General features: G+C 71.5%; 24 protein-coding genes. 3 read left to right on the top strand and 21 right to left on the bottom strand.

The genetic code is table 11. The features are described from left to right. Positions 1 to 14: 14 nt before the first annotated feature. Entirely contained in the window at positions 15 to 1283 is a 1269-nt protein-coding gene (locus ACZ6CL_RS24210; protein WP_468938629.1) for an NAD(P)/FAD-dependent oxidoreductase, read from the bottom strand. Between the two features lie 97 nt (positions 1284 to 1380). Continuing rightward, positions 1381 to 1689, bottom strand: a complete 309-nt coding sequence (locus tag ACZ6CL_RS24205) for a 4a-hydroxytetrahydrobiopterin dehydratase (protein ID WP_468938628.1) — start codon at positions 1687 to 1689, stop codon at positions 1381 to 1383. Positions 1690 to 1768: 79 nt separating this feature from the next. On the opposite strand from ACZ6CL_RS24205, the gene ACZ6CL_RS24200 reads away from it, so the two are divergent. Beyond that, on the top strand, positions 1769 to 2605 hold the full coding sequence (locus tag ACZ6CL_RS24200; RefSeq protein WP_468938626.1) for a helix-turn-helix domain-containing protein: 837 nt from the start codon (positions 1769 to 1771) through the stop codon (positions 2603 to 2605). Between the two features lie 7 nt (positions 2606 to 2612). On the opposite strand, the gene ACZ6CL_RS24195 is transcribed toward ACZ6CL_RS24200, so the two are convergent. Together ACZ6CL_RS24195 and proP are read right to left on the bottom strand one after the other, a co-directional pair. After that, the gene (locus tag ACZ6CL_RS24195; RefSeq protein WP_468938624.1) at positions 2613 to 2981 is read right to left on the bottom strand and encodes a nuclear transport factor 2 family protein; all 369 of its coding nucleotides are present in this window, start codon (positions 2979 to 2981) and stop codon (positions 2613 to 2615) included. 161 nt (positions 2982 to 3142) lie between these two features. Next, complete coding sequence (gene proP / locus ACZ6CL_RS24190; protein WP_468938850.1) at positions 3143 to 4564, bottom strand: glycine betaine/L-proline transporter ProP; 1422 nt, start codon at positions 4562 to 4564, stop codon at positions 3143 to 3145. Between the two features lie 134 nt (positions 4565 to 4698). Here proP and ACZ6CL_RS24185 point away from each other — a divergent pair, with 134 nt between their 5' ends. Further along, on the top strand, positions 4699 to 6093 hold the full coding sequence (locus ACZ6CL_RS24185) for an FAD-dependent oxidoreductase (RefSeq protein WP_468938621.1): 1395 nt from the start codon (positions 4699 to 4701) through the stop codon (positions 6091 to 6093). A gap of 5 nt (positions 6094 to 6098) precedes the next feature. Further along, positions 6099 to 8282, top strand: coding sequence for an MMPL family transporter (locus tag ACZ6CL_RS24180; protein WP_468938619.1), 2184 nt, complete (start codon positions 6099 to 6101; stop codon positions 8280 to 8282). 63 nt (positions 8283 to 8345) lie between these two features. Here ACZ6CL_RS24180 and ACZ6CL_RS24175 read toward each other — a convergent pair whose 3' ends face one another. The 17 genes from ACZ6CL_RS24175 to ACZ6CL_RS24095 are packed head-to-tail and all read right to left on the bottom strand — an operon-like array spanning position 8346 to position 26277. Further along, positions 8346 to 8891 carry a PPOX class F420-dependent oxidoreductase gene (locus tag ACZ6CL_RS24175; protein ID WP_468938617.1) on the bottom strand — a complete coding sequence of 182 codons (546 nt, stop codon included), beginning with the start codon at positions 8889 to 8891 and terminating at the stop codon, positions 8346 to 8348. Between the two features lie 24 nt (positions 8892 to 8915). Continuing rightward, positions 8916 to 9899: an NADPH:quinone reductase gene (locus tag ACZ6CL_RS24170; RefSeq protein ID WP_468938849.1), complete on the bottom strand. Its 984-nt coding sequence runs from the start codon at positions 9897 to 9899 to the stop codon at positions 8916 to 8918. Positions 9900 to 9935: 36 nt separating this feature from the next. Next, positions 9936 to 10922, bottom strand: coding sequence for a UbiA family prenyltransferase (locus ACZ6CL_RS24165; RefSeq protein ID WP_468938615.1), 987 nt, complete (start codon positions 10920 to 10922; stop codon positions 9936 to 9938). Between the two features lie 12 nt (positions 10923 to 10934). Beyond that, positions 10935 to 12482, bottom strand: a complete 1548-nt coding sequence (locus ACZ6CL_RS24160; RefSeq protein WP_468938612.1) for a class I adenylate-forming enzyme family protein — start codon at positions 12480 to 12482, stop codon at positions 10935 to 10937. Between the two features lie 44 nt (positions 12483 to 12526). Then, positions 12527 to 13204: a methyltransferase gene (locus tag ACZ6CL_RS24155; protein WP_468938611.1), complete on the bottom strand. Its 678-nt coding sequence runs from the start codon at positions 13202 to 13204 to the stop codon at positions 12527 to 12529. After that, entirely contained in the window at positions 13205 to 14707 is a 1503-nt protein-coding gene (locus ACZ6CL_RS24150) for a flavin-containing monooxygenase (protein ID WP_468938608.1), read from the bottom strand. Positions 14708 to 14725: 18 nt separating this feature from the next. Beyond that, positions 14726 to 15190 carry an SRPBCC family protein gene (locus tag ACZ6CL_RS24145; RefSeq protein ID WP_468938605.1) on the bottom strand — a complete coding sequence of 155 codons (465 nt, stop codon included), beginning with the start codon at positions 15188 to 15190 and terminating at the stop codon, positions 14726 to 14728. A 28-nt stretch (positions 15191 to 15218) separates the two neighbouring features. Further along, entirely contained in the window at positions 15219 to 16019 is an 801-nt protein-coding gene (locus ACZ6CL_RS24140; protein WP_468938604.1) for a maleylpyruvate isomerase family mycothiol-dependent enzyme, read from the bottom strand. Continuing rightward, entirely contained in the window at positions 16016 to 17146 is a 1131-nt protein-coding gene (locus ACZ6CL_RS24135; RefSeq protein WP_468938603.1) for a PEP-utilizing enzyme, read from the bottom strand. Before ACZ6CL_RS24135 ends, ACZ6CL_RS24140 begins: the two co-directional genes overlap by 4 nt. Further along, positions 17143 to 17793 carry a transcriptional regulator gene (locus ACZ6CL_RS24130; protein WP_468938601.1) on the bottom strand — a complete coding sequence of 217 codons (651 nt, stop codon included), beginning with the start codon at positions 17791 to 17793 and terminating at the stop codon, positions 17143 to 17145. The genes ACZ6CL_RS24135 and ACZ6CL_RS24130 overlap by 4 nt, the downstream gene beginning before the upstream one ends. Continuing rightward, the gene (locus ACZ6CL_RS24125) at positions 17790 to 18083 is read right to left on the bottom strand and encodes an acyl carrier protein (protein ID WP_468938600.1); all 294 of its coding nucleotides are present in this window, start codon (positions 18081 to 18083) and stop codon (positions 17790 to 17792) included. The genes ACZ6CL_RS24130 and ACZ6CL_RS24125 overlap by 4 nt, the downstream gene beginning before the upstream one ends. Then, the gene (locus ACZ6CL_RS24120; protein WP_468938599.1) at positions 18070 to 19602 is read right to left on the bottom strand and encodes a PEP-utilizing enzyme; all 1533 of its coding nucleotides are present in this window, start codon (positions 19600 to 19602) and stop codon (positions 18070 to 18072) included. Before ACZ6CL_RS24120 ends, ACZ6CL_RS24125 begins: the two co-directional genes overlap by 14 nt. Next, complete coding sequence (locus tag ACZ6CL_RS24115) at positions 19599 to 20612, bottom strand: SDR family oxidoreductase (protein ID WP_468938597.1); 1014 nt, start codon at positions 20610 to 20612, stop codon at positions 19599 to 19601. Before ACZ6CL_RS24115 ends, ACZ6CL_RS24120 begins: the two co-directional genes overlap by 4 nt. Next, a complete protein-coding gene (locus ACZ6CL_RS24110; RefSeq protein WP_468938595.1) occupies positions 20609 to 21727 on the bottom strand; it encodes an SDR family oxidoreductase in 1119 nt (372 codons plus the stop codon). The genes ACZ6CL_RS24115 and ACZ6CL_RS24110 overlap by 4 nt, the downstream gene beginning before the upstream one ends. Further along, complete coding sequence (locus ACZ6CL_RS24105) at positions 21724 to 22989, bottom strand: acyl-CoA dehydrogenase family protein (protein ID WP_468938594.1); 1266 nt, start codon at positions 22987 to 22989, stop codon at positions 21724 to 21726. The genes ACZ6CL_RS24110 and ACZ6CL_RS24105 overlap by 4 nt, the downstream gene beginning before the upstream one ends. Continuing rightward, positions 22986 to 24665, bottom strand: a complete 1680-nt coding sequence (locus ACZ6CL_RS24100; RefSeq protein ID WP_468938593.1) for an AMP-binding protein — start codon at positions 24663 to 24665, stop codon at positions 22986 to 22988. Before ACZ6CL_RS24100 ends, ACZ6CL_RS24105 begins: the two co-directional genes overlap by 4 nt. Continuing rightward, complete coding sequence (locus ACZ6CL_RS24095; protein ID WP_468938592.1) at positions 24652 to 26277, bottom strand: class I adenylate-forming enzyme family protein; 1626 nt, start codon at positions 26275 to 26277, stop codon at positions 24652 to 24654. Before ACZ6CL_RS24095 ends, ACZ6CL_RS24100 begins: the two co-directional genes overlap by 14 nt. Position 26278: the final 1 nt, after the last annotated feature.

Genomic DNA, 26278 nt, shown 5'->3' with positions numbered 1-26278 from the left:
GGCATACGGACGGTTCACCAGCGCACCCCCAGGGCCGCGGCGGCCCGTACGCCCGAGGCGCAGCCGTCCTCGTGGAAGCCCCAGCCGTGGTAGGCCCCGGCGAAGGCGGTGACGCGGTCGTTGAGGGTGAGCAGCCACTGCTGGGCGGCCACCGACTCGGGGGTGTGGATGGGGTGTTCGTACACCATGCGGGCCAGCACCCGGCTCTCGTCGACGCGGTCGCCGCCGTTCAGGGTGACGATGTGGTCGCGGGGGGCGTCGAGCCGCTGGAGCCGGTTCATGTCGTAGCTGATGAGCACCCGGCCGGAGGGGGTGGCGCAGGACGGCATCCGGTAGTTCCAGGCGGCCCGCGCGCGGCGGTTGCGAGGCAGCAGGGTGGGGTCGGTGTGCAGCACGGTGTCGTTGCGGGAGTACGGGAAGGCGCCGAGGATGTCGCGTTCCTCGGCGGTGGGGCGCTCCAGCAGCCGCAGCGCCTGGTCGGCGTGGACGGCGATGACGACGGCGTCGTACGGGGCGTGTTCACCGTCCTCGGTGACGAGGTCGACGCCGTCGGGGTGGCGGAGGACGGTGCGCACGGGGGCCGAGGTGTGGAGGGCGGAGAGCTGTTTGGCGATGGCCTCGACATAGGTGCGCGAGCCGCCGGTCACCGTTCTCCAGGGCGGGGCGCCGGTGACCGACAGCATGCCGTGGTGGTCGAGGAAGCGGAACAGGTAGTGGGCGGGGTAGCGCAGCGCGGTCTCGGCGTCGCAGGACCAGACGGCGGAGACCAGCGGGGTGACGAAGTGGGAGACGAAGTAGCGCGACCAGCCGCCGATGGCGAGGAACATGCGCAGGGTGACCGTGTCGTCCGGCACCCGGTCGAGGAACCGGCGGGCGGCCCGGTGGAAGGCCGGGACCTCGGTGAGCATGCGCAGATAGCGAACCCTGACCGCGTTGGAGGGCCGCGCGAGCAGCCCGGGCAGGCCGCGCGCTCCGGCGTACTCCAGTCCGCAGCCCTCGCACACCACGGACATGTTCATCTCGGACTCCTGGGTGGAGACACCGAGTTCGCGGAAGAGCTTCAGCAGCAGCGGGTAGGTGCGCTCGTTGTGGAGCGTGAACCCGCTGTCGACCGCCCACACCCGGCCTCCTGGGGCCGCCGCCTGGTGGGTGTGGGCGTGGCCGCCCAACCGGTCGTCCGCCTCGTACAGCGAGACGTCGTGCGCGCGTTGCAGCACGTACGCCGCGGTGAGCCCCGCCACTCCGCTGCCGACGACGGCGATCCGCTGCCGCTGCCCGCCCATGCCTCAACTCCTCCGACCGCCACCGGAACCCTTCATGGGGTATTCGGAGCCGGTCGGGGAGCGGTTTGGTCACGATTCCCGCGCGGGGGCGGCGGGTTCAGGCATGCGCGCCGTGGCCGGGCGCGGCGGACTCGATACGGCGGGCGAGCCCGAAGTCCAGCTCGGTGACCTTGCCGCCGACGCTGTGGGTGTTCACGGTGACGGTGACCCTGTTGTAGCCGAGGGTCAGATCGGAGTGGTGGCCCAGCTCGTCCTGGATGCGGGCGATCTCCGCGACCAGGCCCGCGGCCTGCGGATGCCCGTCGAAGACGTACGTACGGGAGAGCTGGTCGTCCGCGAACGACCAGCCGGGCAGCTGCTCCAGGCGCCCGTCGATCTCCTCGCGGGCCAGCGGCTCGACAGCCATGACGGCTCCTTCCTCAGGTAAAGGGATCGGCCCTTCCACCCTGCCACGGGGGTGGCCGGAGTTCCGTTACCTTCAGGGCATGACGACTGCCGCGCCCTCCCGCAAGGCCTCCCCCGCCGCGCCCGCCGGGGTGGGCGCGCTGCTGCGCGCGTGGCGGGACCGGCGGCGGATCAGCCAGCTGGAGCTGGCGCTGCGCGCCGACTCCTCGGCGCGCCACATCAGCTTCATCGAGACCGGCCGGTCCCGGCCGAGCCAGGAGATGGTGCTGCGCCTGGCCGATCACCTCGACGTACCGGTGCGGGAGCGCAACGCGCTGCTGATCGCCGCCGGATACGCCCCGCACTATCCCGAGCGGGCGGTGGACGACCCGTCGATGGGCGCGCTGCGCGAGGGGATGGAGCGGCTGCTGACCGGCTACGAGCCGTATCCGGCCCTGGTGCTGGACGGGACGTACGAGGTGCTGGCGGCCAACCGGGGCATCCAGGCGCTGCTGGAGGGCGTGGCGAACCATCTGCTCACCCCGCCGGTGAACGCGATGCGGATCACGCTCCACCCGGACGGGCTCGCCCCGCGCATCCGCAACCTCCATGAGTGGCGCGGCCATCTGCTGGACCAGATGGACCGCCAGCTCGCGCTGATGCGCTCCGCGCCGCTGCGCGAGCTGTACGACGAGGTGGCGGGCTATCCGCTGCCCGAGTCGGGCGGCCGGGAGTCGGCCACCGGCGGCGGCCACGCGCCGTTCGCGCTGCCGATGATGATCGAGCACGGCGGGCGGGTGCTGTCGTTCATCTCGACGATCGCGACCTTCAACACCCCCATGGATGTGACCGTCTCCGAGCTGGCCATCGAGACGTTCCTCCCGGCCGACCCGGAGACCGCCGCCGCGCTGCGGACTGCCCCCTGGGCGGTCCCGTAGGGGAGATTCACGCGGCCGTGGGCACCCGGTCCAGGAAGCCGAGGACCGAGCGGATGCGGCCGTCCTCGGCGAGGGTGATCACGTCGGATCCGGCGACCGGCGCGGACCCGTCGGGCGCCACCAGCTCCCAGCCGAAGCGGGCGATGCCGTGGTGCCCGTCGGCGCTGCCCAGCTGGCGGAACACGAAGCCGGGGAACTGCTCGTGCGCCCCGGCGATGACGGCGGCCAGCTGCTCGTGCCCCCGCACGTCGGCCAGCGGGTCGGTGTAGCCGCCGTCCTCCGTCCAGGCGGCGGCGACGGCCTTGGCGAGAGCCTCGGGCCCGGTGGCGTTCCATGCCTCGAAGTAGCGGGCCACGGCGGTGTCGTAGTCGGTCATGTCGTCCCCTCCTGGGCGGCCACGAGCGGCCTGTGAACGGTCGGTACCCGGATCCCGGGCCGGAGTGCGCCGGCCCGGAACCCGATGCCTTCACTGTGCCGCCGGGGGACGAGGGGGTCGATTACCGCCGGGGTAATGAACCCCGGGGCGGGGGCGCCGGGTCAGAGGCGCTGGGACTGCGGGGACTGGGATTCGACCAGGGCGATGGCCTCCTCCTTGGTCGCGACCGCGGGCGGCGAGCCCTCCAGCGGCTGGCGGGCCGTCTCCTTCATCACGGCCGAGGCGATGATGCCGACGATCGCCGCGGCCATCGTGTAGTACGCGGGCATCAGGTCATCACCGGTGCCGCTGACCATGGCCTCGACGACCAGCGGAGTGGTGCCGCCGAAGAGGGACACGGAGATGTTGAAGGCGATGGACAGCGAGCCGTAGCGCACATCGGTCGGGAAGAGCGCGGGCAGGGAGGCCGACATCACGGCGACGTAGGGCAGCAGACACATGCCGAGCAGCAGCAGACCCGCGAAGACGGGGACGATCCCGCCCTGCTTGATGAGCAGGAAGGACGGCACGGCGAGGACGAAGAAGCCGATGGACCCGGCCAGCAGCATCGGCTTGCGCCCGACGCGGTCGGAGAGGCGGCCGACGAAGGTGATGGCCGCCATCAGCACCACCATCACGATGATGATCGAGACGAGGGCGCTGGTCTCGCTGTAGTGGAGCGTGGACGAGAGGTACGTCGGCATGTACGACAGCAGCATGTAGTCGGTGATGTTGTACGCGGCGACCAGCGCCATGCACAGCACCATCGCGCGCCACTGGGTCCGGAACACCTGCCAGAACGGCAGCGTCGTGCGCTCCTGCGCGGCGGGCGCCTCTTCCTCCAGCTTCTGGAAGGCGGGGGTCTCGTCCAGCTTCAGCCGCAGATAGAGGCCGACGAGTCCGATGGGGGCGGCGGCCAGGAAGGGAATGCGCCAGCCCCAGGAGCCCATCGCGTCGTCGGAGAGCGTCAGGGTCAGGATGGTGACCAGTCCGGCAGCGGCGGTATAGCCGATGAGGGTGCCGAATTCGAGGAAGCTGCCGAAGAAGCCGCGCCGCTTGTCGGGGGCGTATTCGGCGATGAACGTGGACGCGCCGCCGTATTCACCGCCCGTGGAGAATCCCTGCAGCATCCGGAACAGGATGAGGAGCGCGGGCGCGACGTAGCCGATGGAGTGATAGCCGGGTATGAGGCCGATGGCGAGCGTGCTCGTCGCCATCATGATCATGGTGAAGGACAGCACCTTCTTCCGCCCGATGCGGTCACCGAGCGGCCCGAAAAACATACCTCCCAACGGCCGTACGAGAAAGGCCACCGCGAACGTCGCGAAGGAGGACAGCACCTGGATCGTGGCGCTCCCGCCAGGGAAGAAGACCTTGCCGATGGTGACCGCGAGATAGCTGTAGATCCCGAAGTCGAACCACTCCATGGCGTTTCCCAGCGCCGCGGCTTTGACCGCCCGGTGAACGTCCTTCTCCTTCGTGACCGTGATGTCACTGCGCCGCAGCGGAGGGTTCTTGCGCCGCTTGATGGCGCGGTGGAGCATGGGGTGCCGGACTGCGGCGGGGGCATCGGAATCGGTCAGGGCAGGCACAACTTTTCTCTCTCTTCGTCAGTCGGATTCGGGCGCCTACCCCACAGTTCCTGGTTGATGCATATAACCGGTCTGGAGGTCTCGTGATGGAGTCAGCCGCCCGTGTGTTCGCCCGGCTCAGTACGGACGAACCGATCACCAATACCGAGGTCCTGATGGGCAAGGCGGTGGTGCTCGGCGGGAGTATGGCCGGAATGCTGGCGGCGCGGGTGCTGTCCGACCACGCCGAAAGCGTGGTGATCGTGGAACGGGACGCCTTACCCGCCGCCGCGTCCCCACGGCCGGGCACCCCGCACGACGGGCAGCTCCACACCCTGATGCACGGCGGCCGGATGCAGCTGCGGCGGCTGTTCCCCGGCTTCGAGGACGAGGCGAGGGCGGGCGGCGCGATCCTCTCGTCCCCCTACAACATCCGCGCCTACGCGGACGGTGTCCCGAAGGTGAGCGACGGCACGATGGGGCTGCTCTCCAGCAGCCGCCCCTTCCTGGAGTCGCTGGTGCGCCGCCGCACCCTGGCCCTGCCCAATGTGAAGGTCCTCACCTGCCGCGCCCGGGGCCTGGAGTTCCGCGCGAGCGCGGTCAGCGGGGTGCGGTGCGGAACGGGCGGGGACGAATGGGTCGAAGAAGCCGATTTCGTCGTCGACGCGATGGGACGCGCCAGCAAGCTCGGCGAGTGGCTGGAGAAGGACGGCTGGCAGCGGCCCGCGATGCGGCGCATGGCCATCAACATCGACTACGCCACCGGCTACTTCCGGCGCACCAGCGCCGACCCGGAGCTGGCCGCGGCCATCTCCTACCGCACCCCCACCGCGACCCCGCCACGGGTGGCGAGCGGCGCGATCACCGCCATCGAGGACGACCGCTGGCTGATCACCCTGGCCAACTACGGGAAGCAGCCGCCGATCCGGGACGTCGAGGAGTTCCGGAAGCTGTGCGGCGAGCTGCCGCCGGTCTACCGCGAGGCCGTCGCGGGCGATCAGCTCGGCGAGATCCTCCCCTACCACCAGGCCGACAGCCGGCGCCGTGACTTCCATCTCCTCACCCGGTTCCCGGCCCGGCTGATCAGCGTCGGGGACGCGGTCGCGTCGTTCAACCCGATCTACGGGCAGGGCATGTCCTCAGCGACCCTGCACGCCTCGGCCCTGTCGGAGTACCTGCGCTCCCGGCCGGACCTCGACGCCCCCGCCCGTAGCTTCTTCGCCCATCAGCGCGTCGTGGTGGACGCGGCCTGGCAGATATCCACCGCGGCCGATCTGGCCCGGCCGGATGTGACCGGGCCGTATCCACGCGGCTACCGCGTCTCGAAATGGTTCGCCGAGCAGATCGCCGACGCCTCGGTGACGGACCAAGCCGTCGCCGTGCGGTTCAACTCGGTGACGTACATGCGCACCCATCCCAGTTCCCTGGCCGCACCGTCCACGCTGCTGCGCGCCCTGCGGGTCAACCACCTGCCGGGAAAGGCGCGGCGCGAGAAGGGTTAGCCGAATTGTTCGCCTCACTGGCCCGGTTCACCTGCCGCCGCAGCAAACTGGTGCTGTACCTGTCCGGAGCGCTGCTGGTCATAGCGGGCGCGCTGGGCGGCGGAGTGATCCAGGAGCTGTCCGCCGGCGGGTTCGTCGACGACTCGACGGAATCGGCGCGGACCGCGAAGGTCATGGACGACAGATTCCGGGCGGGCGCCCCGGACTTCGTCCTGCTCATATCCGACAAACGGGGCGTGGACTCCCCCGCCGTGGCCGCCGCGGGCGCCCGGCTCACCGAACGCGTCGCCCATGAGTCCGGCGTCGAGCAGGCCGCGTCGTACTGGTCGCTGGGCAAGGCCGAGCCGCTGCGCGCCGAGGACGGCCGGCAGGCACTGCTGATGGCCCGGATCTCCGGCGACGAGGACCAGGTCCAGAACACCTTCAAGCGGCTGGAGAGCCGCTACGAGCACCGCGCCGAAGGGCTGGACATCCGGGTGGGCGGCAACGCGCTCGCCGACAAGGAGATGTCCGAGACCACCGAGAAGGACCTCATCAAGATCGAGGCGGTGACCTTCCCGGTCCTGCTGATCGTGATGCTGTTCGTGTTCCGCAGCGTGGTCGCCGCCCTGGTGCCGCTGATGGTCAGCGGGCTGACCATCCTGTCGGTGCTTCTGGTCATCCGCGTCCTGACCCTGTTCACCGAGGTCTCGGCGCTCGCCAGCAACGTCACCACCGGCCTCGGGCTCGGTCTCGCCATCGACTACAGCCTGATCCTCATCAAGCGCTACCGGGAGGAGCGGGGCCAGGGCGCGCAGACCGACCAGGCCATCGCCACGACGCTGCGCACGGCGGGCCGCACCGTGCTGTTCTCCGCGGTGACGGTCACTCTGGCGCTGGGGGCGCTGCTGGTGTTCCCGTTCTACTTCCTGCGCTCGTTCGCGTACGCGGGAATCCCGACCGCCCTGCTCGCCGCGTTCGTCTCGCTCACCTTCCTGCCCGCGCTGCTGAAGGTGCTGGACCACCGCATCGAGAAGGGACGCATCGGGCGCCGCCGCGCGCCCGGTGCCGAAGCGGGCTCCGGGGAGGGCTTCTGGCACCGGCTGGCCACCGGGGTGATGCGCTTCCCGCTGCCGGTCGCGGGCGCCGTCACCGCGCTTCTGCTGCTGCTCGGCGCGCCCTTCCTCGATCTGCGGCTGAGCCTGCCGGACGAGCGGGTGCTGCCCGCCGAGAGCCAGGCCCGGCAGGTCGGCGGCGATATCCGGGAGACCTTCCCGGCCCAGGAGACCCAGGCGCTCAACGTGGTCCTCGACCGGACCCCCGGGCCCGGCGACCGGAACGTGGCCCCGTACGCCGAGCGGCTGTCGAAGCTCGGCGATGTGTCCCGGGTGGACAGCGAGGCCGGGACGTTCGCCGACGGGCGGCTGGTGCAGCGGCCGTCGGCCCTGTCGGAGCGTTTCGCCTCCGACCACAGCACCTATCTGTCCGTGGTGCCGAGCCACCAGTCGCTCTCGGAGGAGGGGCGCGCGCTGGTCGCGGACATCAGAGACCTCCCGGCGCCCCACCCCGTCCAGGTGGGCGGGCCCGCGGCCGAACTCACCGACTCCATCGACTCGATGAACTCCCGGCTGCCGCTGGCCCTCGCGGTGATCGCCGCCAGCTCCTTCACCGTGCTGTTCCTCTTCACCGGCTCCCTGCTGCTGCCGCTCAAGGCGCTGATCCTCAACTGCCTGAGCCTGAGCGCCACGCTCGGCGTGCTGGTGTGGGGGTTCCAGGACGGCCATCTGGAGGGCGTCGTCGGCGACTTCGTGGTCACGGACTCGATCACCTGGACCGTGCCGGTGCTGCTGTTCTGCATCGCGTTCGGGCTGTCGATGGACTACGAGGTGTTCCTGCTGTCCCGGATCAAGGAGGAGTACGACAGAACCGGGGACAACGTGGCGTCCGTCGCCCGCGGCCTGGAGCGCACCGGCTCGATGATCACGGCCGCGGCGGTGCTGATCGCCATCGTGTTCCTGGGCTTCCTGATCTCCGGCATCGTCTATCTCAAGGCGATCGGGATCGGGCTGGCGCTCGCGGTGCTGATGGACGCCACGCTGGTCCGGGGCGCCCTGGTCCCGGCCTTCATGCGGCTGGTCGGCAAGGGCAACTGGTGGGCCCCGAAGCCGCTGCGGGCGCTGCACGCCAAGGTGGGCCTGCGGGAGAAGTGAACACGAAAGCGCCGGGCGCGTCCGGGGAGGTCCCGGACGCGCCCGGCGTCGTGGTGTCGGTGGCTAGCCCCGGGCCCGCTGGGCCGCGGCACGCTCCGCTTCGGCCTTCAGGAGGGCGTTCGGGGTGATCTCGATGTACGCGGCCTCCTCGTACACCGTGGCCACCGTACGGTCGTAGAGCTTCCGGCCCTTGCCGTACGAGTCCACGATGATCTGCGCGGCGCGCGGCTTCTCCTCGTCCGGCAGGATGCGCGCCGTGCACGGGATGACGGCGCCCTTGGGCTTGCCGCGGATGTTGGACGGCGCGAACAGCACCTGGTCGTTGTTCCGCATCCGGCGCACCTTCCAGGAGTCGCAGCCGGTGCGCAGATAGGCCCGGCCGTCCTTGAGGCCGAACCACATCGCCGACGGTACGGGGTCGCCGCTGCGCTTGTAGGTGACCAGGAGGGCGAACCGGCGGCGCTTGAACTGCCGCAGGTCACCGGGGCCGCCCGGGGTCGCCGTGACATGCCAGGTCACCGGGTCCCGCCAGGAGTCGTACATCCGCAGAAATCGCAGTTCCCACCATTCCTTGCTGAGCAGACGCGGCTTGCTGTTCTGACGGGACACCTACGGCCTTCCTTTCTCTTCCGGTCAGGGGATCAGCACGATGCGGCCCGGACCGCCGGGCCCGGGCTCGCGGCCCTCGCGGCCCTCCAGCAGGCGGTGGGCGCGTGCCGCCTCCGTCAGCGGAAGTTCGGCGCGGACCCGGCCGCGCAGCCGGCCGCCGGCCAGCTCGCGGTTGATGGTCTCGGCGGCGCCCGCGAGGTCCGCCACCGAGGCGTTGCTGATGGCGAAGCCGTGGAGGCTGATGTCACGGGTGTAGACGGCGCCCACGGGCAGCACGGCGCGCGCGCCCATCCCGGCCATCAGGACGATGCGGCCGCCCCGGGCGAGCAGCGGGATCGTCGTCTCGAAGTCATGGCGCCCGGAGCAGTCCCACGCCACGTCGACCCCGTCCGGGGCGAGGCGGCGGACCGCGGCGGGGATGTCCGGGTCGGCCCGGTCGAGGACGTCGGCCGCGCCGCAGGTACGGCACCACTCGGCGTTCTCCGCGCGGTCGACGGCGAGGACGCGCGCCCCGGCCGCGGTCGCCAGCTGGACCACGGCGCTTCCCACGCCGCCGCCCGCGCCCTCGACGAGCACGGTCTCGCCGGGCCGTACGCGGGCTTCCCGGAACAGGCCGAGGTGTGCGGTACCGGCGGTGTGCAGCACGGCCACCGCCGCTACCGGGTCGACCCCGGCGGGCAGGGAGAAGAGCCTGTCCACGGGCACGGCGGCCACCTGGGCGAACGAGCCCTGTCTCCCGTCGTGGCCCAGGCTGTTGCACCACACCCGGTCGCCGGGCGCGAAGGGCCCGGCGGGCATCTCGACGGTGCCGACCAGATCCCGTCCGACGACGAACGGGAAGGGCACCTCGGTGGCGAACGCGCCGGAGCGGACGAAGGTGTCCACATGGTTGGCCGCCACCGCCTCGACCCGGACGAGCACCTCGTCCGGGCCGGGTACGGGACGGGGCAGCGGCCCGGTCCGGATGTCATCGGCACCGCCGAAACCGGTGATGTACGCCGCCGTCATATCGCCGTTCACTGCACTGCTCTCCCATTTCAGGCGTCATGCGAGAAGGAAGGCGAGGGCCAGTCCCAGGCAGCCGAGGTCGACCGAGCTGAGCCCGATGAAACGCGCCTTTCGCCATTCTTCCTTTCCGGCGCCGTAATAGAGCTGAACGGCATGGAGGCCAACGACCGGAACGGCCGTGAGCCCGAGGATCGGGTCGAGTCGGGTCGTGGTGTACAGCAGCGTCAGCAGGGTGACGCTGGCGGCGAAGAGCAGACCCAGAAATGCCTTGAACGCCGCCGGCGGCAGCAGGACCGCCAGGGTGTAGCGGGAGACCTCGGAGTCGCCTTCTTTGTCGGACGCGTTCCCGTAGGACACGATCAGCAGGAACCACAGGCCGACCAGTGCGCTGGCGATCAGGGATTCACTGGAGACCTGGCCCGCGATCAGCCAGTACGGCACCAGGCCGATACAGCCGATGACATAGAAGATGGTGATTTCCAGTCCGGCGGGCAGATAGCTGAGCTTCAGTCCGGTCGAGTACTGCACCGAGGCGATCTGCCCGACGAGCATCACCAGGACGGCGGCCAGCGGCGCGCTGCCGTCCAGGCTGGCCACGGCCCCGAGGCCGGCGGCGATCGCGATCACCCACATCGCCACGCCGAACCGGACCGCCTCGCGTTCCGTCAGCACCCCGGTGAGCAGCGGTTTCTTGGCCACGGTGGAGGCGGGGCGGCCCGCGTAGTTGCGGGCGTCGCTGCCGTCCCGGAAGCCGCCGAGGTCATCGGCGGCGCCGCCGCTCCACTGGGTGGCGCACACCATGAGCAGGGTCAGGGCGAGCGCGGCGGCGGTGTCGCCGCCGACCCGGCCGTCCAGGCGCAGCAGGAGCAGGGCGAGGAGCCAGCCGTAGGCGTGGTGGTAGATCCGGACCTTGCCGAGCTGGACGTACCCGATGAGTTTGGTGCCGAGCGGGGTCTTGGTCGCGCCGGACGTCGTGTCGGACGTCGCGCCGGATTGTGTGCCGGATGCGCTGGTGGCGGTCATGGGCACGCTCCCTCAGACGCTGATGGAAAGGCGCTGCTGTTCGGCCAGCGTTTTCTTCAGCTGTTCCCGCTTGATCTTTCCGGTGACGGTCCGGGGGAACTCGCTGTCGGGGATGATGACGGGCTCGGCCATCGCGGCGAGACGGCGGGACGCCGATTCCCAGGCCTTGCGCCGGAATTCGGTTCCGGGCCGCAGGGAGAGGACGGGCTGGAGGGTGCCGCCCCGTTCCAGGACGACGAGTTCCAGGAACTCGGGGAACTTCTCCAGCAGGATGTCCTCGATGCCGATGCCGCTGATGGCTCCGGAGACCTTGTCGACCTGGCGGTCGATCAGGGTGATGCGCCCGGTGCGCGATTTGGTGCCCCAGTCGCCGGTGTCCCACCAGCGTTTGTCGGGGTAGTTCTTGGACGTCAGATCGGGCCGGTTGATGTATCCCGAGAAGACGCCGGGGGTGTGCACCACCATGCGCCCGGGGGTGCCTGCCGGTACGGGCCGTCCCGAGTCGTCGACGATGCGGACCCGGCAGAACGGGAACCGGGGCCCGGCCGGGTGGCCGCGCAGCAGCTTGGCGCGGCGCAGTCGGCGCAGGGCGCGCAGCGGCTTCTGGGTGCCCTTGAGGTGGCTGCGGATGGAGATGGGTCCGGTCTCGTTCTGCCCGTAGACCTCGACGCAGACGGCGAAGCGGTGGTCCGAGCCCTTCAGCAGGGCGCTCACCGTGTCCGGGTGGATGACGTCGAATCCGGCGCCGAAGAAGCGGATCGAGCGGAACGCGCCGCCGGGCGCGAGGTGCTGCCAGGCGCGGAAGGTGTTGGGGTGGGTCTCCAGATAGCTGGGGCGGTGCCGCTTGAGCATCCGGTCCACGTTGTCCGGGGAGTCGTCCTCCAGGAGCAGCAGCGGCGCCTTGCGCATGAGGGCGGCGAGGATGCCGACCACGGTCCGGCCGTGTACGGGCGAGATGGCGAGGGCGAGGTGGCCGTCCAGCCGGGAGAGCCAGTGGATGACGGCCTGGACGCGGGCGTTGAACTGGATGCTGGCGCTGGAGCACTCGGCCAGCTTGGGGGTGCCGGTGGTGCCGGAGGTGTGGACGACGACGTACGCGGCGTCGGAGGCGACCTCGCGGGGCCTGGATATCCGCTTGTGCGCGGGGAGTTCGGCGGCGATGTCGCGCCAGTCGATGAAGGTGCCGATGTCCGGGAAGGTCTTCTCGCTCTCCGCCAGCCGGGCGTCGGTGGAGAGGACGGCGGTGATACCGGAGACGTTCTCCACCATCGAGGCGACGACCGGGCCGGAGAGGGTCGGGCTCATCAGGATGGGCACGGCGTCGAGGGCGGTGATGGCCGCGTAGGCGACGATGATGTCGGTCGGGGACTCCAGCCAGACGACGCAGCGCCGCCCCGGCTCGACGCCATGGGCCCGGAGGGCGGTCGCGGCGCGGGCGGCGGCGTCGGCGACATCGCCCGGCCGTACCTTCTCGTCCTCGGCGGCGACGGCGATCGGCTGGTGGTCGACGATCCAGGGCTCGGCGTCACTGGGCAGACTCAGCAGCTTGTCGAAGATCAAGGGTGGGCCTCTTCTCCTACGAGGGGCGTCCTACGAGGGGAGTCCTACGAGGGGACGACTTCCAGCAGTTCGTAGACCACGGGGCCTTCCGGCTCGTCCACGGTGGTGGAGTCGACGGTGATCAGCCGCTGCTCCTCGGCCGCCGCCAGCTCGTCCAGCTCTGCGCGACCGGCCCGGCTGCTCAGTGCGATCAGCACCCGTCCCCCGGGCGCGACATGATGCTTCGCCTCGCGGAAATACCGCTGGTGTGCCTCGTATCCGGGGTCGACATAGGCCAGTTCATGGGCGGTCAGATCGAGTTCCGGCGGCGCCCACACATTGTTGGAATGCCAGTAGACCACGTCGAACGCGGGTGCGTCGTGGAGCGCGTTGAACAGATCGCTGTGGACGGAGGTGACCCGGTCCGCGACACCGAAGCGCTCGGCGTTGAGTTCGGTGTTCTTCACCGCCGCCGGATTGAGATCGGTGGCGTATACGGCGCGGCAGCCCGCGAGCGCGGCGTGGATGGCGATCAGCCCGATGCCGGAGCCGATTTCGAGGAACGTGCCACCGGCCGGGAAGTCCAGCAGGGACAGATGGGCCTGGCTGGACTTCGAGTCCGCCGGGGAGAACACGTCCGGCAGCAGGGCCCATTCCTTGCCGCTCAGCTCGATATCCGTTTGCTGCCGCACTTTGGCCCGGCTCGCCTCGCTCCGGCTCAAGGGCTGGGTGTAGTCGTACATTCAGCGCTCCGCAGGGGTCGTCGCGTAGTTCTCGATGTCGAAGCGGGCCAGGCCGTTGCGCAGCCTTTTGGTGGACCATGGCCAGGTGACGAAGTTCTTGCCGTTTTCGTCGAGATAGACGCTGCTGCATCCGCCGGTGTTGTAGACGGTCGAGGCGAGGCCGCGCTGCACCTCGTCGTTGAACGAGCGGAAGGGCTCGGGCTGGATTTCCAGGGCGTCGATGCCCCGGGCGCGTGCGGTACGTATCGCGTCCACGACGTAATCGAGCTGGGCCTCGGCGAGGGCGAGCAGCGAGTTGTACATCACGATGTTCGGGCCGAGCAGCAGATAGGCGTTGGGCAGGGCGGGCAGAGTGGTGGCCCGGTAGGCCTCCGGGCTTTTCGACTTCCAGGTCTCGGACAGCAATTGGCCGTCCCGCCCCCGGATGCGTTCGGCGATCGGCGGATGGCGCATCTCGAAGCCGGAGCCGAACACGACGACGTCCACCTCGACGCGCTCGCCGTTGGCCGCGATCAGCTCGCTGCCGTCGGCTCCGGCGAGGGCGTGCGGGACGAGCCGGGCGTTGGGCCGGGTCAGGGCCGGGAGGTAGGTGTTCGACAGCAGCAGCCGCTTACAGCCGACGGTGAAGTCCGGGGTCAGCTGGGCGCGCAGCTCGGGGTCGGGCACCTGGCGCCGGAGGAGCCCCTTGCCGACCGGGGTGAGCAGCCGGGCGGAGCTTCGGCGGCGCATGACCAGGGCCAGTGCCTTCAGGAAGCCGTCGCTGACGCCGCGGAACAGCCGCTGGGTGACGGGGACGTGCCGGAAGAGCCGCCGGACGGGCCTGGGGACCCGGAAGTCGAGCCGGGGTATCACCCAGGCGGCGGTGCGCTGGAAGACGTACAGCTCGCGCACCTGCGGCTGGATCTCCGGCACGAGCTGGACGGCCGAGCAGCCGGTGCCGATGACGGCGACCCGCTTGCCGGTGAGGTCCACGTCGTGGTTCCAGCGGGCCGAGTGGAACGTGTCGCCGGGGAACCCGTCCAGCCCGGGCAGGGACGGGGTGGTCGGCTCGTGGAGCAGACCGGAGGCGAAGATGACGTGCTGGGCGACGAACCGCCCCCGGCTGGTGTCGAGGACCCAGCGGCGGCGGTCCCCGGACCAGGCGGCCTCCAGCAGTTCGGTGCCGAAGCGCAGCGCCGGGGCGATGCGGAACTTCTCCACCGTGTCCTCGATGTACGACAGCAGCTCGGGCTGGCCGACGAAATTCCTGCTCCAGCCCGGGTTGGGGTGGAAGGAGAAGGAATAGATCGACGAGGGGATGTCGACGGCGCACCCCGGATAGGTGTTCTCCCGCCAGGTCCCGCCGACCCGGTCGGCCTTCTCCAGGACCAGGAAGTCCGTGATGCCGCCGCGCCGCAGTTTAACCGCGGCGGCGATACCCGATAATCCCGCGCCGATCACGATGACATGGGCCTGCTGTTCCCCGGCCGGGGCCGGGTTGTCGTCGTCCGTCGATATCGCCATGGGTTTCCCCCTGTCGCGTCATTGCGCGCGTTCCAGAATCTCCTTGCTCAGCCGCAGTTCCCGCTCCACCGACCCGGGGATGGTGCGCCGCAGAACCGGGTCGAGCATCCAGCGGGTGAGCGGGTTGAACTGAAAGGAAATCATGCGGGTGGCCCGGATGCCGCCGTCCACCGGTACACACGAGAACCGGGCGCTGAATTCGGCCATCCGGTGATTGAACTTGTTCAGCGGCAGAGGCGCCAGCCGGATGTCGATGCACGAGCCCGGAGTGAGCCGCATCTGGGCCACTGCTTTGGGCTCCGGAAGCTTCAGCCCGGGCAGCTTGGGCTGGAACTTGAACTCGGTGAGATTCCCGGTCCTGCGCACCCAGGAGATCGGTCCGACCTTGTCATCGACTTCGACGTAACGTTCGATGTCCATCACGAAGTCGAGGAAGGCTTCCGGTGTACAGGCGATTGTCTGTTCTTTCTCCACCTTGACCATGACGTCACACTACCGTCCTGCCTCGCTTTCAGAGATAGGCCCGCGCGTACAGCACCGCGAGTTCGGCGAGTTCACCGTCGGCTCTCAGCTGCGCCGCCGCGTCGCCCCGGGTGCGCCGGGTCGCGACCCGGCACCACGCCAGCAGCGGTCCGCGCAGCACATCGGTCGCGTCCTCGGGTCCGACGGCGTGGCCGGTACCGTCCCGCGCCGTCAGCTCCAGCCGGAGGGTACGGCCACCGGGCGGGCGCACCCGGGCCCGGGCCAGCGCGTAGCGCAGCGTGGCGTGGCCGAGTGCGGCGATGTGGCGCAGCCGGGGCGTATCGGCCACCGGGAGGCCCAGCGCGTCCCGGATGTCCAGGCCGTGCGCCCAGTGCTCCATGAGCCGGGCGGTGGCGAACACCTCGGTGGTCATGCCGAAGCCCCAGGCCACCCGGTCGCCGGGGGCGCGCTCCGCCATCAGCCGGCGGGTCGTCGTACCGGCGCGGTCCCACCAGGCGGTCAGGTCGCCGGGCGAGAGTCCCTCACCCCGGCGGCATCCGGCGGCGGTGAAGTCCTCGGCGGTCGGATAGTCGGGGACGGTCGCGGCGAACGCGCGCGGGCCGCCCGACAGGGTGTCGCGGGCGACCTCCTCGGTGTCGGCCAGATGGGACACCTGGTCGGCGACGGTCCAGCCGTCGGCCGCCGAGTCACGGCCCCAGTCGGCCTCGTCGAGGGACCGCACCAGCGCGCCGAACTCCCGCTGCTCATCGGCGAGATCGGCCAGCTCCTCGCGTACCGGGGTCTCGCGTACGGGGGTATCTCCTACGGCGGTCTCGCGTATCGGGGTCACAGGATCGCCACCGTGCCCGCCGAGCCGTCCACCGCGACCGGGCCGCCCACGGCCAGCCGCTCCAGCGCCACCGCGCCGACCCCGGTCACACAGGGCACCCCGAGTTCACGGGCGACGATGGCGGCGTGGCACAGCATCCCGCCCTCGGCGGTGACCAGGGCGGCGGCCTCCGCCATCAGCGGGACCCAGTCCGGGTCGGTCTGCTCGGCGAGCAGCACCGCGCCCGGCTCCCAGCGGGGATCGTCGATGTCCCGCAGCCGCAGCGCCCGGGCGGTGGCCACCCCGCCGGAGGCGGCGATGCCGTGGACGACCTTCTCGTCCGCCTTCTCGTCCGCCTTCTCGTCCGGCTCGGCGGCGGGCCCCGGCGACTCCCCCAGCGCGGTGGTCATCGGCCGGAACTGAAGCCACACCAGACCGCTGTCGAGGAGGGCGAATTCCAGGTCGGCGGGCATGCCGAGGGTGTCCTGCAGCGCCACGCACGCCGCGCCGACCGGCTGTCCGCCGCTGGTCAGCGGCTCCGGCTCCGAGCCACCGGCTGGCCCCTCGGGCGTCCACTCCTCCCAGGCGGGGGTGACGGCACCGGAGACCAGGGCGTCGCCGCTGCCGTGGACCCACTCCAGCCGCCCCCGGCCGGGCGCGCGGCCCAGCCACAGCCCGCTGCGCACCGGGGTACGGAAGGGCTGGAGCAGCACCGCCATCCCGACGTCCAGCAGCGGACCGGAGGCGGCGCGCTCCCGGTAGGCGACGACCCGGCCACTGCGCGCGGAGTCCCGTACGGCGGCGATGGCGGCGGCCAACAGATCGGCGGGCACGTCGAGTTCGCTGCGGAACATGCCCGCGTAGCTGAGCGCCGCCCCGTCCTCGACCGTGGCCGAGCTGCGCACCGCCCAGCGCGGGGCGACCGCCGCGAGCCGGGCGAGATCGTCGGCGGCGGGCTCCGCCCCGACCGGCACCACCCAGGTGTCGGGGATGGTCACCCCGGCGCGCAGCAGCGCGGCGAGCCCCACGGCCTTGCCTCCGACCGCGATCCGGTCGCCGTCGCCGAGCGCGCCGGTGAGCCGCAGCACCGTGTCCGCGCCGCTCACGGTGGTGTCCGCGCCACGCATGGAGGTCTCCGCGCCACTCATCGCGCTGTCCCCGCCCGCTCCTCGGCCTCCCGCTCGATCCCCATCGAGAGCAGCAGATCGCGGTGCAGCTCCATCCAGGTGTCGTGGTACGAGTCGCACATGACGCCCGTGAACGCCTTGTGGTCGCCGTCGCGCAGCCGGGTCAGGGCGCCGGTGAGCCCGTCGGCGTAGCGCCCGAACCGTGGTCGTACGGCGGCCAGTTCGGCCAGGATCGGAGCGGCCTCCTCGTGCACGGCGCCCAGTTCTGCCACCCGCTCCTGGTCGTAAGCAGGGTCGGTGTGGTCGTTGGTGGTGCCGTCGCGGAGCTGCCAGCGGGTGCACAGCTCCTTGAACCGGTCGTTCACCGGCAGGAAGCGCTCGTATCCCGGTCGCAGCCGGTCCCGGGCGTCGCCCGCCAGGTCGTCGGCGATCAGCGTGGCGTGCCGCTCGCGGCCTTCGGCCGTGATGCGCCACAGTCCGCGCCGCTCCATGTGGGTGGCGAGCCCATCGGCCCGCAGCTTCTCCAGTTCGGCGAGGACGTCGTCGCGGTCGCGACCGGCGCCCGCCACCAGCGGGTCGGCCGTGGCCATGCCCTTGATGACCAGGGTGTGCAGGACATCGAAAGCAGCGGTGTCGGTGTCGGGAAGCAAGGAATCTCCCGTCGTCATGTCGTGGTGCCCTCGGCACGCAGTTCGTCGAGGAGTCCGACGAGGTCGCCGACCGTCGTGATCCTGGCGGCCTTGGGGTTGTCGACCAGCGCCACGCCGAAGCGCTCCTCCAGGGCCAGCAGGATCTCCAGGGTGGCCAGCGAGTCGATCTCCAGGTCCTGGATGATGCGGTCGGTCGGCCGCAGATCCCGCTGCACCCGCTTGACCTGGGCGTAGACCTCCTCCAAAGCGGTCAGGGTCTCGGAGTTCACGGACGTCCGGGCGGTCTGGGTGGAGTCAGGAAGGGTCAAGGATGTTCACCTCTCCGGTACTGCCATTGATGGAGACGGCCGTGCCCGCAGGCAGCGAGGCCGCGCCGGGATAGCCCACGACGCACGGAATCCCGTACTCGCGGGAGAGGATCGCGATATGCGACAGATCGCTGCCGCGCTCGCTGAGCACGCCCTCGGCGAAGGGCAGCAGCGGGGCGATGTCCGCGTCGGCGGACGAGCAGACGATGATCACCGGCTCGTCGGGCAGGTCGCCCTCGGGGGGCATCACCGTGCCGGTGCCGATGCCGGGCGCCACCCCGCGCAGCCCCTGGGGCGTCCGGCTCAGCCACGGCCGGATCACCCCGTCGTCGCCGGTGAGGTCGAGGTGTTCGGGCATCGGAGTGGCCAGCGCCGCCCGGCAGGCCTCGATCCTCGGCCGGGCCCGCTCGATCAGCCCCGGCCGGGTGGCGAGTTCGGTGAACTCCCGGATCGTCAGATACGGCCACAGGCCGGCGTCGCCGCCCATCGAGGACGCCAGCGCGGGCAGCAGCCGCCGGTAGACGTGCAGGGTGCGCATCGCGAGGGACTTGGAGTGCTCGCGTCCGGCCATCATCTCGCCGACGGCGACCGCCAGCGACCGTACGGTGCGGCTGCGCCAGGGCGAGACCATGCCGGACAGGGCCTCGGCCGGGTCGATCGGCGCCACCGACGCCTCGCCGCTGCCGCCCGCCACCTGCTTGTGCCGCACCGCGTAGTCCTGCCAGGGCGCCTGGTCGTCCGCGACCTCGTAGAAGGAGGAGGCCAGGAAGTCACCGGGGCCGTACGGGTCGAGGGTGGACGCCGCGGTGTGCAGCCGGTCCCAGACCAGTTCGCGCGGCCGGGTCAGCCAGTGCGCGATCTCCTTGCCGTGCCGCAGCAGCTTGCCGTAGACGCGCCGCTGGAGGGCGGTGACCGGCACCAGACCGGAGGTGGTCAGGATGTGCACCGCCCAGGCCTCTTCGAGGACGGGCAGCGCGTCGCGCAGCACTCCGGCCAGCGCGATGGGGCTGTCGGTGGTGGTCGCGGCGCGCAGCCCCCACTCCAGCTCGGCGACCCGCTCCTCCAGGGCGCGCAGCCGGGGCCCGGTGTCGCGCAGCTCGCCCAGCAGCTTGGCGCTGCCCGCGACCTGGCGGACCCGGCCGGAGCGCAGCGCGGTCAGCTCCTCCGGGGAGTCGATGCCCTCGAAGTAGGCGTCGGTGACATCGCTCGGCTGAAGTCCCGGGATGGACGCGGACAGATGACAGTAGGCGGCCAGGTTGTGGTACGGACGGCAGCCGAAGTAGCCGACGAAGACGTAGTGTCCGCCCTCGGCCCAGGCCGGGCGGCCCCACAGGCGCCGGGCGAGCGCGCGGGTGCCGCGCTCCATCGGGTCGCCCACCAGCGACCAGGACATGGGTGAGAGCCGCTGCGGCGCCACTTCGCCGAAGTTGCCCGCCGAGTAGACGCGGAAGTAGGGATGCGCGTCGGTGTCGACCGACACCGGCCGCTCGGTGGACTCTTCAGTGACCTGCTCGGTCATACGAGGGCCCTCCTCTCCGTACCGCCGCGCAGCGCCTCACCGGTGGCCCCGAGGTAGTCGGGGTCGGGGACGGGCCAGGGCTCGGGGATGTCCTTGAGGACGTTGACGTCCAAGTCGAACCAGGGCTCGGTGTACTCGGTCAGCTCCTTCGGCGCGCCGACCCGTTCGCCGACCAGGCGGGTGAACCGGCCGAGCGGCCCGGCCTCGACGATCTTCGGCACGACGCCCCAGGGGCGGCACACCTCGGTGAAGACCTCGCCGAGGGTGGGCAGCGCCGGGTCGAACCAGGTCCAGGTGGCCCGTCCGATGGGCGTGGTGAGCGCCTTCAGCACGATCTGCGCGGCGGAGGTGGCGTCGGTGATCCAGCAGGGGAACTCCCCGCGCCGGGCCAGGTGCACCGGATACCCGGCGAGCAGATGCGGGAAGACCATCGGCAGTCCGTGCCGGGTGTCGGGCCGTCCGCCGCGCGGGTCGGGGCCGAGCACCGGGCCGAAGCGGACGACGCCGACGGGGAGTTCGGGGGTGTCCCGGACCAGCCGTTCGGCGCAGTACTTGCCGTACTCGTACCAGTTGCGGAAGCGCTGGCCGGTGTACAGCTCGCGGTTGGTGATCCGGCCCTTGGCGCGGCCGAGCGCCAGCAGCGAGGAGACGTGCACGGCCTGCCGCAGCCCGGGCAGCTCGCGCAGGAAGGCCAGCGCCTGGCGCATCCCGGAGCTGTGGGTCTCCAGCACCTCACCGGGCCCGGAGGTCCAGGACACCGAGCCGAAGCAGAGCACCACATGGGTGGTCTCGTCCCGGATCCGGGCCAGGTCGGCGGCGGACAGGCCGAGGCGCGGCATCCGTACGTCGCCGCGGACGCCTTCGCCGACGGCGGTGCGGCCGCTGCGGGAGAGCACCCGGACGGTGGCGCCGTCGCGTTCGCACGCCTGCGCCACGGCCGTGCCCAGGAAGCCGGAGCCGCCCAGAATCAACACGTTCATGCCCGGATCGTTCTTGCCGGGATCGTTCATGCCAGGAACCTCGACAATCCGCTGTCGGCGGGGGCCAGGGGACGCTTCGGCGCCGGGAGGTCGAACAGCAGCCGGGCGAGGAGTTCGGTGGAGGGTTCGGGCAGTGGCCCGTCCACCAGCCCGGCCAGCCTGCCGCGTTCCATCACCCGGTCCAGCCCGATGTAGCGCAGTCCGATGACGCTGTTGCGCCACGCCTGGGACAGCGGCAGGAAGCGTTCGGCGTTGGCGGAGATCCACAGCACCTGTTCGGCGGAGGCCGGGACGAGCCGCAGCCACTTGCCGAAGTGCAGCGGCGAGAGGGCCCGCGCCACCTCCAGCAGACCGCGGATCGACGGGGCCCGCTCCCCCGCGGACAGATGGGTGACGACGGGCTCGGGGCGCGGGCCGGAGCGGTGCAGCCCGGCCAGCGCGTCCAGCAGGGTGCCCGCCGCCAGGTCGCGCGGCAGGACGTCGACCCGGGCGCCGCGCATGGCGGGCAGCACCCGGCCGGGCAGCTCGTCCCACCGCTCGGCCAGCAGGTACAGCGAGTTGCGCTTGCGGGTGGCGCCGGTCTGCGAGTCGCCGAGCAGGGCGGCCACCCGGCTGATGAGGACATCGGGTTCGCCGGGGCCGTGCCGCCGCGTCAGCTCCTGTTCGGCCAGCCATTTGCTGTGCTCGTAGGCGGTGCGGTGGCGGTCGGCGGCGAGCGGGGTCTCGGGGATCCGGCCGAGGGTGCCGCCCGCGACGAAGATCGAGGACGCGTAGCCGTAGACCACCCGGCGGCCGGAGCGGCGCTGCAGCTCACGGGCGACGTCGTAGCCGTTGCGGGCGCCCAGCACGTTGACCGCGTACAGATCGCGGCCGCTGCCCGCCCAGTTGGTGTCCCCGGCGAGGTTGACGACGGCGTCGACGTCCTCGGCCAGCTCGTCCAGCTCCGCGTCCGTCAGCCCCCACAGCGGTTCGCGCACATCGCCGCCGACCCGGGCCGGGGCGAGCGAGGGGAACAGCCGCTCGAAGGGGACCTGGCCGGGGCGGGCGCGGCGCACCAGCGGCACGATCTCGATCCCGCGCCGCGGGGCGATCTCGGCGACCGCGGTGCCGAGTTGTCCGGTGATTCCGGTCAGCAGCAGTTTCATCCGAGATCGACACCCTCGTCGTAGGCGGCGATGTCGGGCACCAGTCCCCCGGCGACCAGCTCCCACATCATCTCGTCGGTGCCGCCCCCGAGCCGGGCCAGCCGGGAGTCGCGCCACATGCGGGCGAGCGGTGTCTCGTCCTCCAGATAGCCGGGGCCGCCGAACAGGTGCATGCACTCGCTCATGACCTCTTCGACGAACCGCGCCGCCGTGGTCTTGAGCGCCGCGATCTCGCGGGTGCCGCACGCGCCGGGGACGGCCACGCCCTGGGCGGCCGTGTAGACGGCGTAGCGCAGGGCGATCAGCCGGGACGACAGTTCGGCCAGCCGCAGCCGCAGTGCCTGCTGTTCGATCAGCGGTTTTCCGAACTGCTTGCGGCGCTGGAGGTGGGCGGTGGCCAGCCCGATGGCGCGGGCCGCGCCGCCGACGGCCTGGGCGGCGATGGAGAGCCGTTCGTGGTTGAGCCCCCAGGTGGCGCCGAGCAGCCCGCCGCCGCGCCGCCCCACCAGGGCCTCGTCGGGCACCTCGGCGTCGATGACCATCCAGGTGGTGTCCAGCGCGGAGGTGCCCGCCTTGTCGAGCCGTTTGCGGGGCGTGAGCCCGTCGCGCGGTACGGCGAGCAGTCCGAGCCTGCCGTCGACCGGCCCGGAGCCCTCGTCCAGCCTGCACAGCAGCAGGGCGAAGTCGCAGACCAGACCGAGCGACAGGTATTTCTTCTCGCCGGTGACCCGCCAGCCGCCGGGTGTCTTGCGGGCGACCGTGCGCACCCCGTTGAGGTCGGAGCCGCCGGTCGGTTCGGACGCGCCGAGGCAGCCCACCAGCCGCCCTTCCAGCGCGCCGGCCCGGTACTCGGCGAGCAGCGGCGAGTCCCCGAAGCGGGTGAGGATGGACAGGACCGTCTCGCAGTGCAGGCTGAGCCCGACCGACAGACTGGCGTGCCCGAGCCGCCCGCTCTCCTCGGCGGTGATCACGCCGAGGCCGGGGTCGCCGTACGGCTCCGCCGGGGACGCGTCGCGCCAGCGGTCCTCGAACAGCCCGGCGCGGCCGAGGTCGGCCAGTGCGTCGCGCGGGAACAGCCCCTCGGCCTCGGCCTGTTCGGCGACCGGTTCGAAGGTCCGCCGCAGCAGTTCCGCGACGCCCTTCCGGGTGTCCTCCACCCGCTCGCCGAACGGCCCGGCCGTGAAGAGGCGGGAGGTCTGCTCCGCGGGTGCGGTCTGCTCTCCCGGTGCGGTCTGCTCCGCCGGTGCGGCCACAACACTCACGAGTCGTTACGCTCCTTCAGTTCACCCGCCACGTACGACAGCCACAGCGAACGGCGGCGGGGCTTGCGGCTGGAGGTCAGGGGGATGGTGCCGCGCTTGACGTACAGCACCTCGGCGTGGGCCGCGTCGCCGGTGAACGACGCGATGACGGACAGCGCGTCGTCCAGCCGCTCGCCCAGCGGGCGTTCGGTGACCACCAGCACCGTCGGTTCGCCCCCGGTGATCCCGGCGACGACGGTCGCGTACCGCCGGGAGATGGCCCCGGAGGCGACGAGTTCGAGTTCGATGTCCTCGACGAAGACGTTCTGGCCGTTGATCTTCACGCTGTCGCCGAGCCGCCCGATCACATACAGCTCGCCGTCCAGCAGGAACCCGGCGTCGCCGGTGTACAGCCTGCCGTCGTGCAGCTTGGCCAGGTCGTCGGGGCCGGGGTCGGCGTAGCCGTCGGCGACCGAGGGGCCCTCGACGTAGATCTCCCCGAGCACGCCCTCGGGCTGCGGGGCGCCGTCCTCGTCAAGGATCTCCACGCGCGCGGTCTCCAGCGGCGGACCGCAGGAGACCTGCCAGGTCCAGGGCTCGTCGACCGGCACGGTGCTCAGTTCGACGACCTCGCTCACGTCCAGCTTCTCGCCGAGCCGCCGCTCCAGGCCGCCCGCCCGCACCATCCGGGGGACGTGGTGCTTGCTCACGCCGGTGACCGCGAGGGTGCCCTCGGCCAGCCCGTACGCGGGCATCAGCGCCCGTGCGTCGAAACCGTGCGGGCCGAGCAGCGCGGCGAAGCGGGCCAGCACCGCGGGGTCGATCCGCTCCGCGCCGCTGACGACGGCGGTCAGCGGGGAGAAGTCCAGCCCGTCGAGGTCGCCGGGGCGGACCGCCGACAGCACCCGCTCGAAGCCGAAGTTGGGCATGCACATGTTGGAGTACGGGGTGCGGCCGTACTCGGCGATCCAGCCCCGGGTGTCCCGGATGAACTGCTCGGGCCGCATCAGCGCGTGCTCCACCTGGAGGGTCAGCGCGCCCAGCAGCCCGCCGACCAGACCCATGTCGTGGTAGAGCGGCAGCCAGGTGACCGCGCCGTAGCCCACCGGGTCCATCCAGCCCTGGATCATGCGGAGGTTGGTGGCCAGGTTGGCCATCGAGATGCGCAGCCCGCGCGGTGAGCCCCGGGAGCCCGAGGTGAACTGGAGCACTGCCAGCTCGCCCCAGGCGCGCGGCGCCTCCTCAGGGCGGTCGGCGTACTTCGGCGCCAGGACCTCGGTGCCGCCGCCGAGCCGGGCCACGTTCTCCGCGACGACGTCCCGGTAACGCGGGTCGGCGATGGCGTGGCGCGGGTGGATGCGGGCGGTGATGGCCTTCAGCTGGTTCTCGTAGCCCTCTCCGCCGCGCAGGGCGAGCGGCAGGGGCAGAACGGACGGGGTGGCGCCGATCGCGAGCAGCCCGAAGAACTGCGTGACGAAGTCCTCCCCGCCCGGCACCACCAGCGGCACCACATCGCCGGGCCGCACCCCCGCGTCGGCGAGCGCGGCGGCCGCGCCCAGGGTCCGCTGGGCCAGCTCCCGGTAGGTGAGCCGCTGCCAGGAGCCGTCGTCCAGCCGGAACCGCATCCCGCGGTCGTCCGACGGATCGTCCAGCCAGCCGAAGACGCGCTCGTGGTCGGCCGTTTTACGGTGCGCCATGATGGCCTTCCCCCTGCTCTTCGGTCGGCCGGGCGTCCCGCCCGGGCTCGGCGGTCCGGTCCCGCAGCAGCCGCGCCAGCTCCAGCCGCCGCACTTTGGCGGTGGCGGTGCGCGGCAGTTCGTCCAGGCTCAGCTGCACCGGCGGGCGCATCGGGGCCAGCTGGGCGGCCGCCTCCGCCCAGCGGGCGAGGTCCAGCGGCCCGCCGTCCCGGGTCACCACGACCGGGGTCGGCGCGCCCTCCTCACCGGGCACGACCACGACCTCCAGCAGGCTGTCGAGCCGCGACATCAGCAGGTCCTCGGCCTCCAGCGCGCTGCCGAAGCCGGGGATGACGTCGACCTCGCGGTCGGAGACGTGCAGACAGCCCCAGCGGGTGCGGTAGCCGACGTCGCCCATCCGCCACCAGCCGTCGTCGAGCTGCCGCTGGAAGCGGGCGTCCTCGCCGAAGTAGGTGAGCGCCCGGCCGTCCGAGCGGACCTCGATGAAGCCGGGGTCTCCGGGTCCGGGGGTGCGGCCGTTGCGGTCGACCACCCGGACCGCCGTCATCCCGGGGAACGGGAAGCCGACGCAGCGTCCGTCGGCGGACATCGCGCGCCGCCGGGAGGTGGCCCGGCCGACCGTGGGCCCGATCTCGCTCTGGCCGTACAGCTGGAGGTGGAACGGGCGCCTGCGCCGGGAGGCGCCCAGGATCTTCTGCACGGTCCGCGGGTGGATCGCGTCGAACGTGCTGCTCAGGGCCTGGACGTTGGACAGCGGACCGCGCGGGTCGTCCGCCAGCGGCTCCCACTCCACGAACGTATTGGGATGCGCTTCCAGGACACCGGGCTTGACCTCGGCGAAGATGTCGGCGATCCGCTCGGGCGTGGCGTCCTTGGTGATGACGACCGGGAAACCGCGCCGCAGCGCGATGGCGAGCGCGGTCACCAGGCGCGAGTGGACGAACGACACCCGGACGGCGAGGGTTTCGCGGCCGCGTATCAGCAGCCGGGCGCCGAGCGCCTGCGGGCGGTAGCGGGCGCGCAGCGAACGGGCGGTGTGGACGACGAGCTTGGGGATGTCGGTGGTGCCTGAGGTGTGGGTGAGCAGCGCGGGGCTGCGGGTCCTGGTCCGGGTGTACGGGCGCAGCTGCGCCTCGGGGTCCCGCCGCAGCGCGGTGGTGCCCTCCGCCTCGCCGGTCACCAGGAAGACCCGCGCGCAGCGCTTGGTCACGTCCGGCGGCAGCTCGCCGACGAGCTTCTTCTCGTCGGTGATCAGATGCGGCCAGTCGCAGCGGTTCAGCAGCTCCGCGACGACCTCGCCGGTGAGGCTGGGCGAGAGGGCGACGGGGACGGCACCGACGCGGGCGACCGCGCAGGTGAGCAGGAAGATGTCGAAGCCGTCCTCTTTGTAGACGGCGACCTTGTCGCCCGGACGCACCCGCAGATCGCGCAGCGCGGACGCCATTTCGGCGACGAGATTCGCACAGGCGTAGACGGTGAGGTCACTGCCCAGCTCCGGTGCGATGTCGAGTTCATGGTCGAGGGTGATTTTCTGGTACGGGCTCTTCTTGGCTGCGCCGTCGAAGAAGGAGCCCAGGAACAGACCCCTGTTCCCGATGCGTTGCAGGATCACG

The sequence above is a fragment of the Streptomyces sp. NPDC041200 genome, from assembly GCF_055591805.1.
The sequence above is the reverse complement of the archived record's forward strand: the minus strand, read 5'-3'. Positions and strand labels throughout refer to the sequence as shown.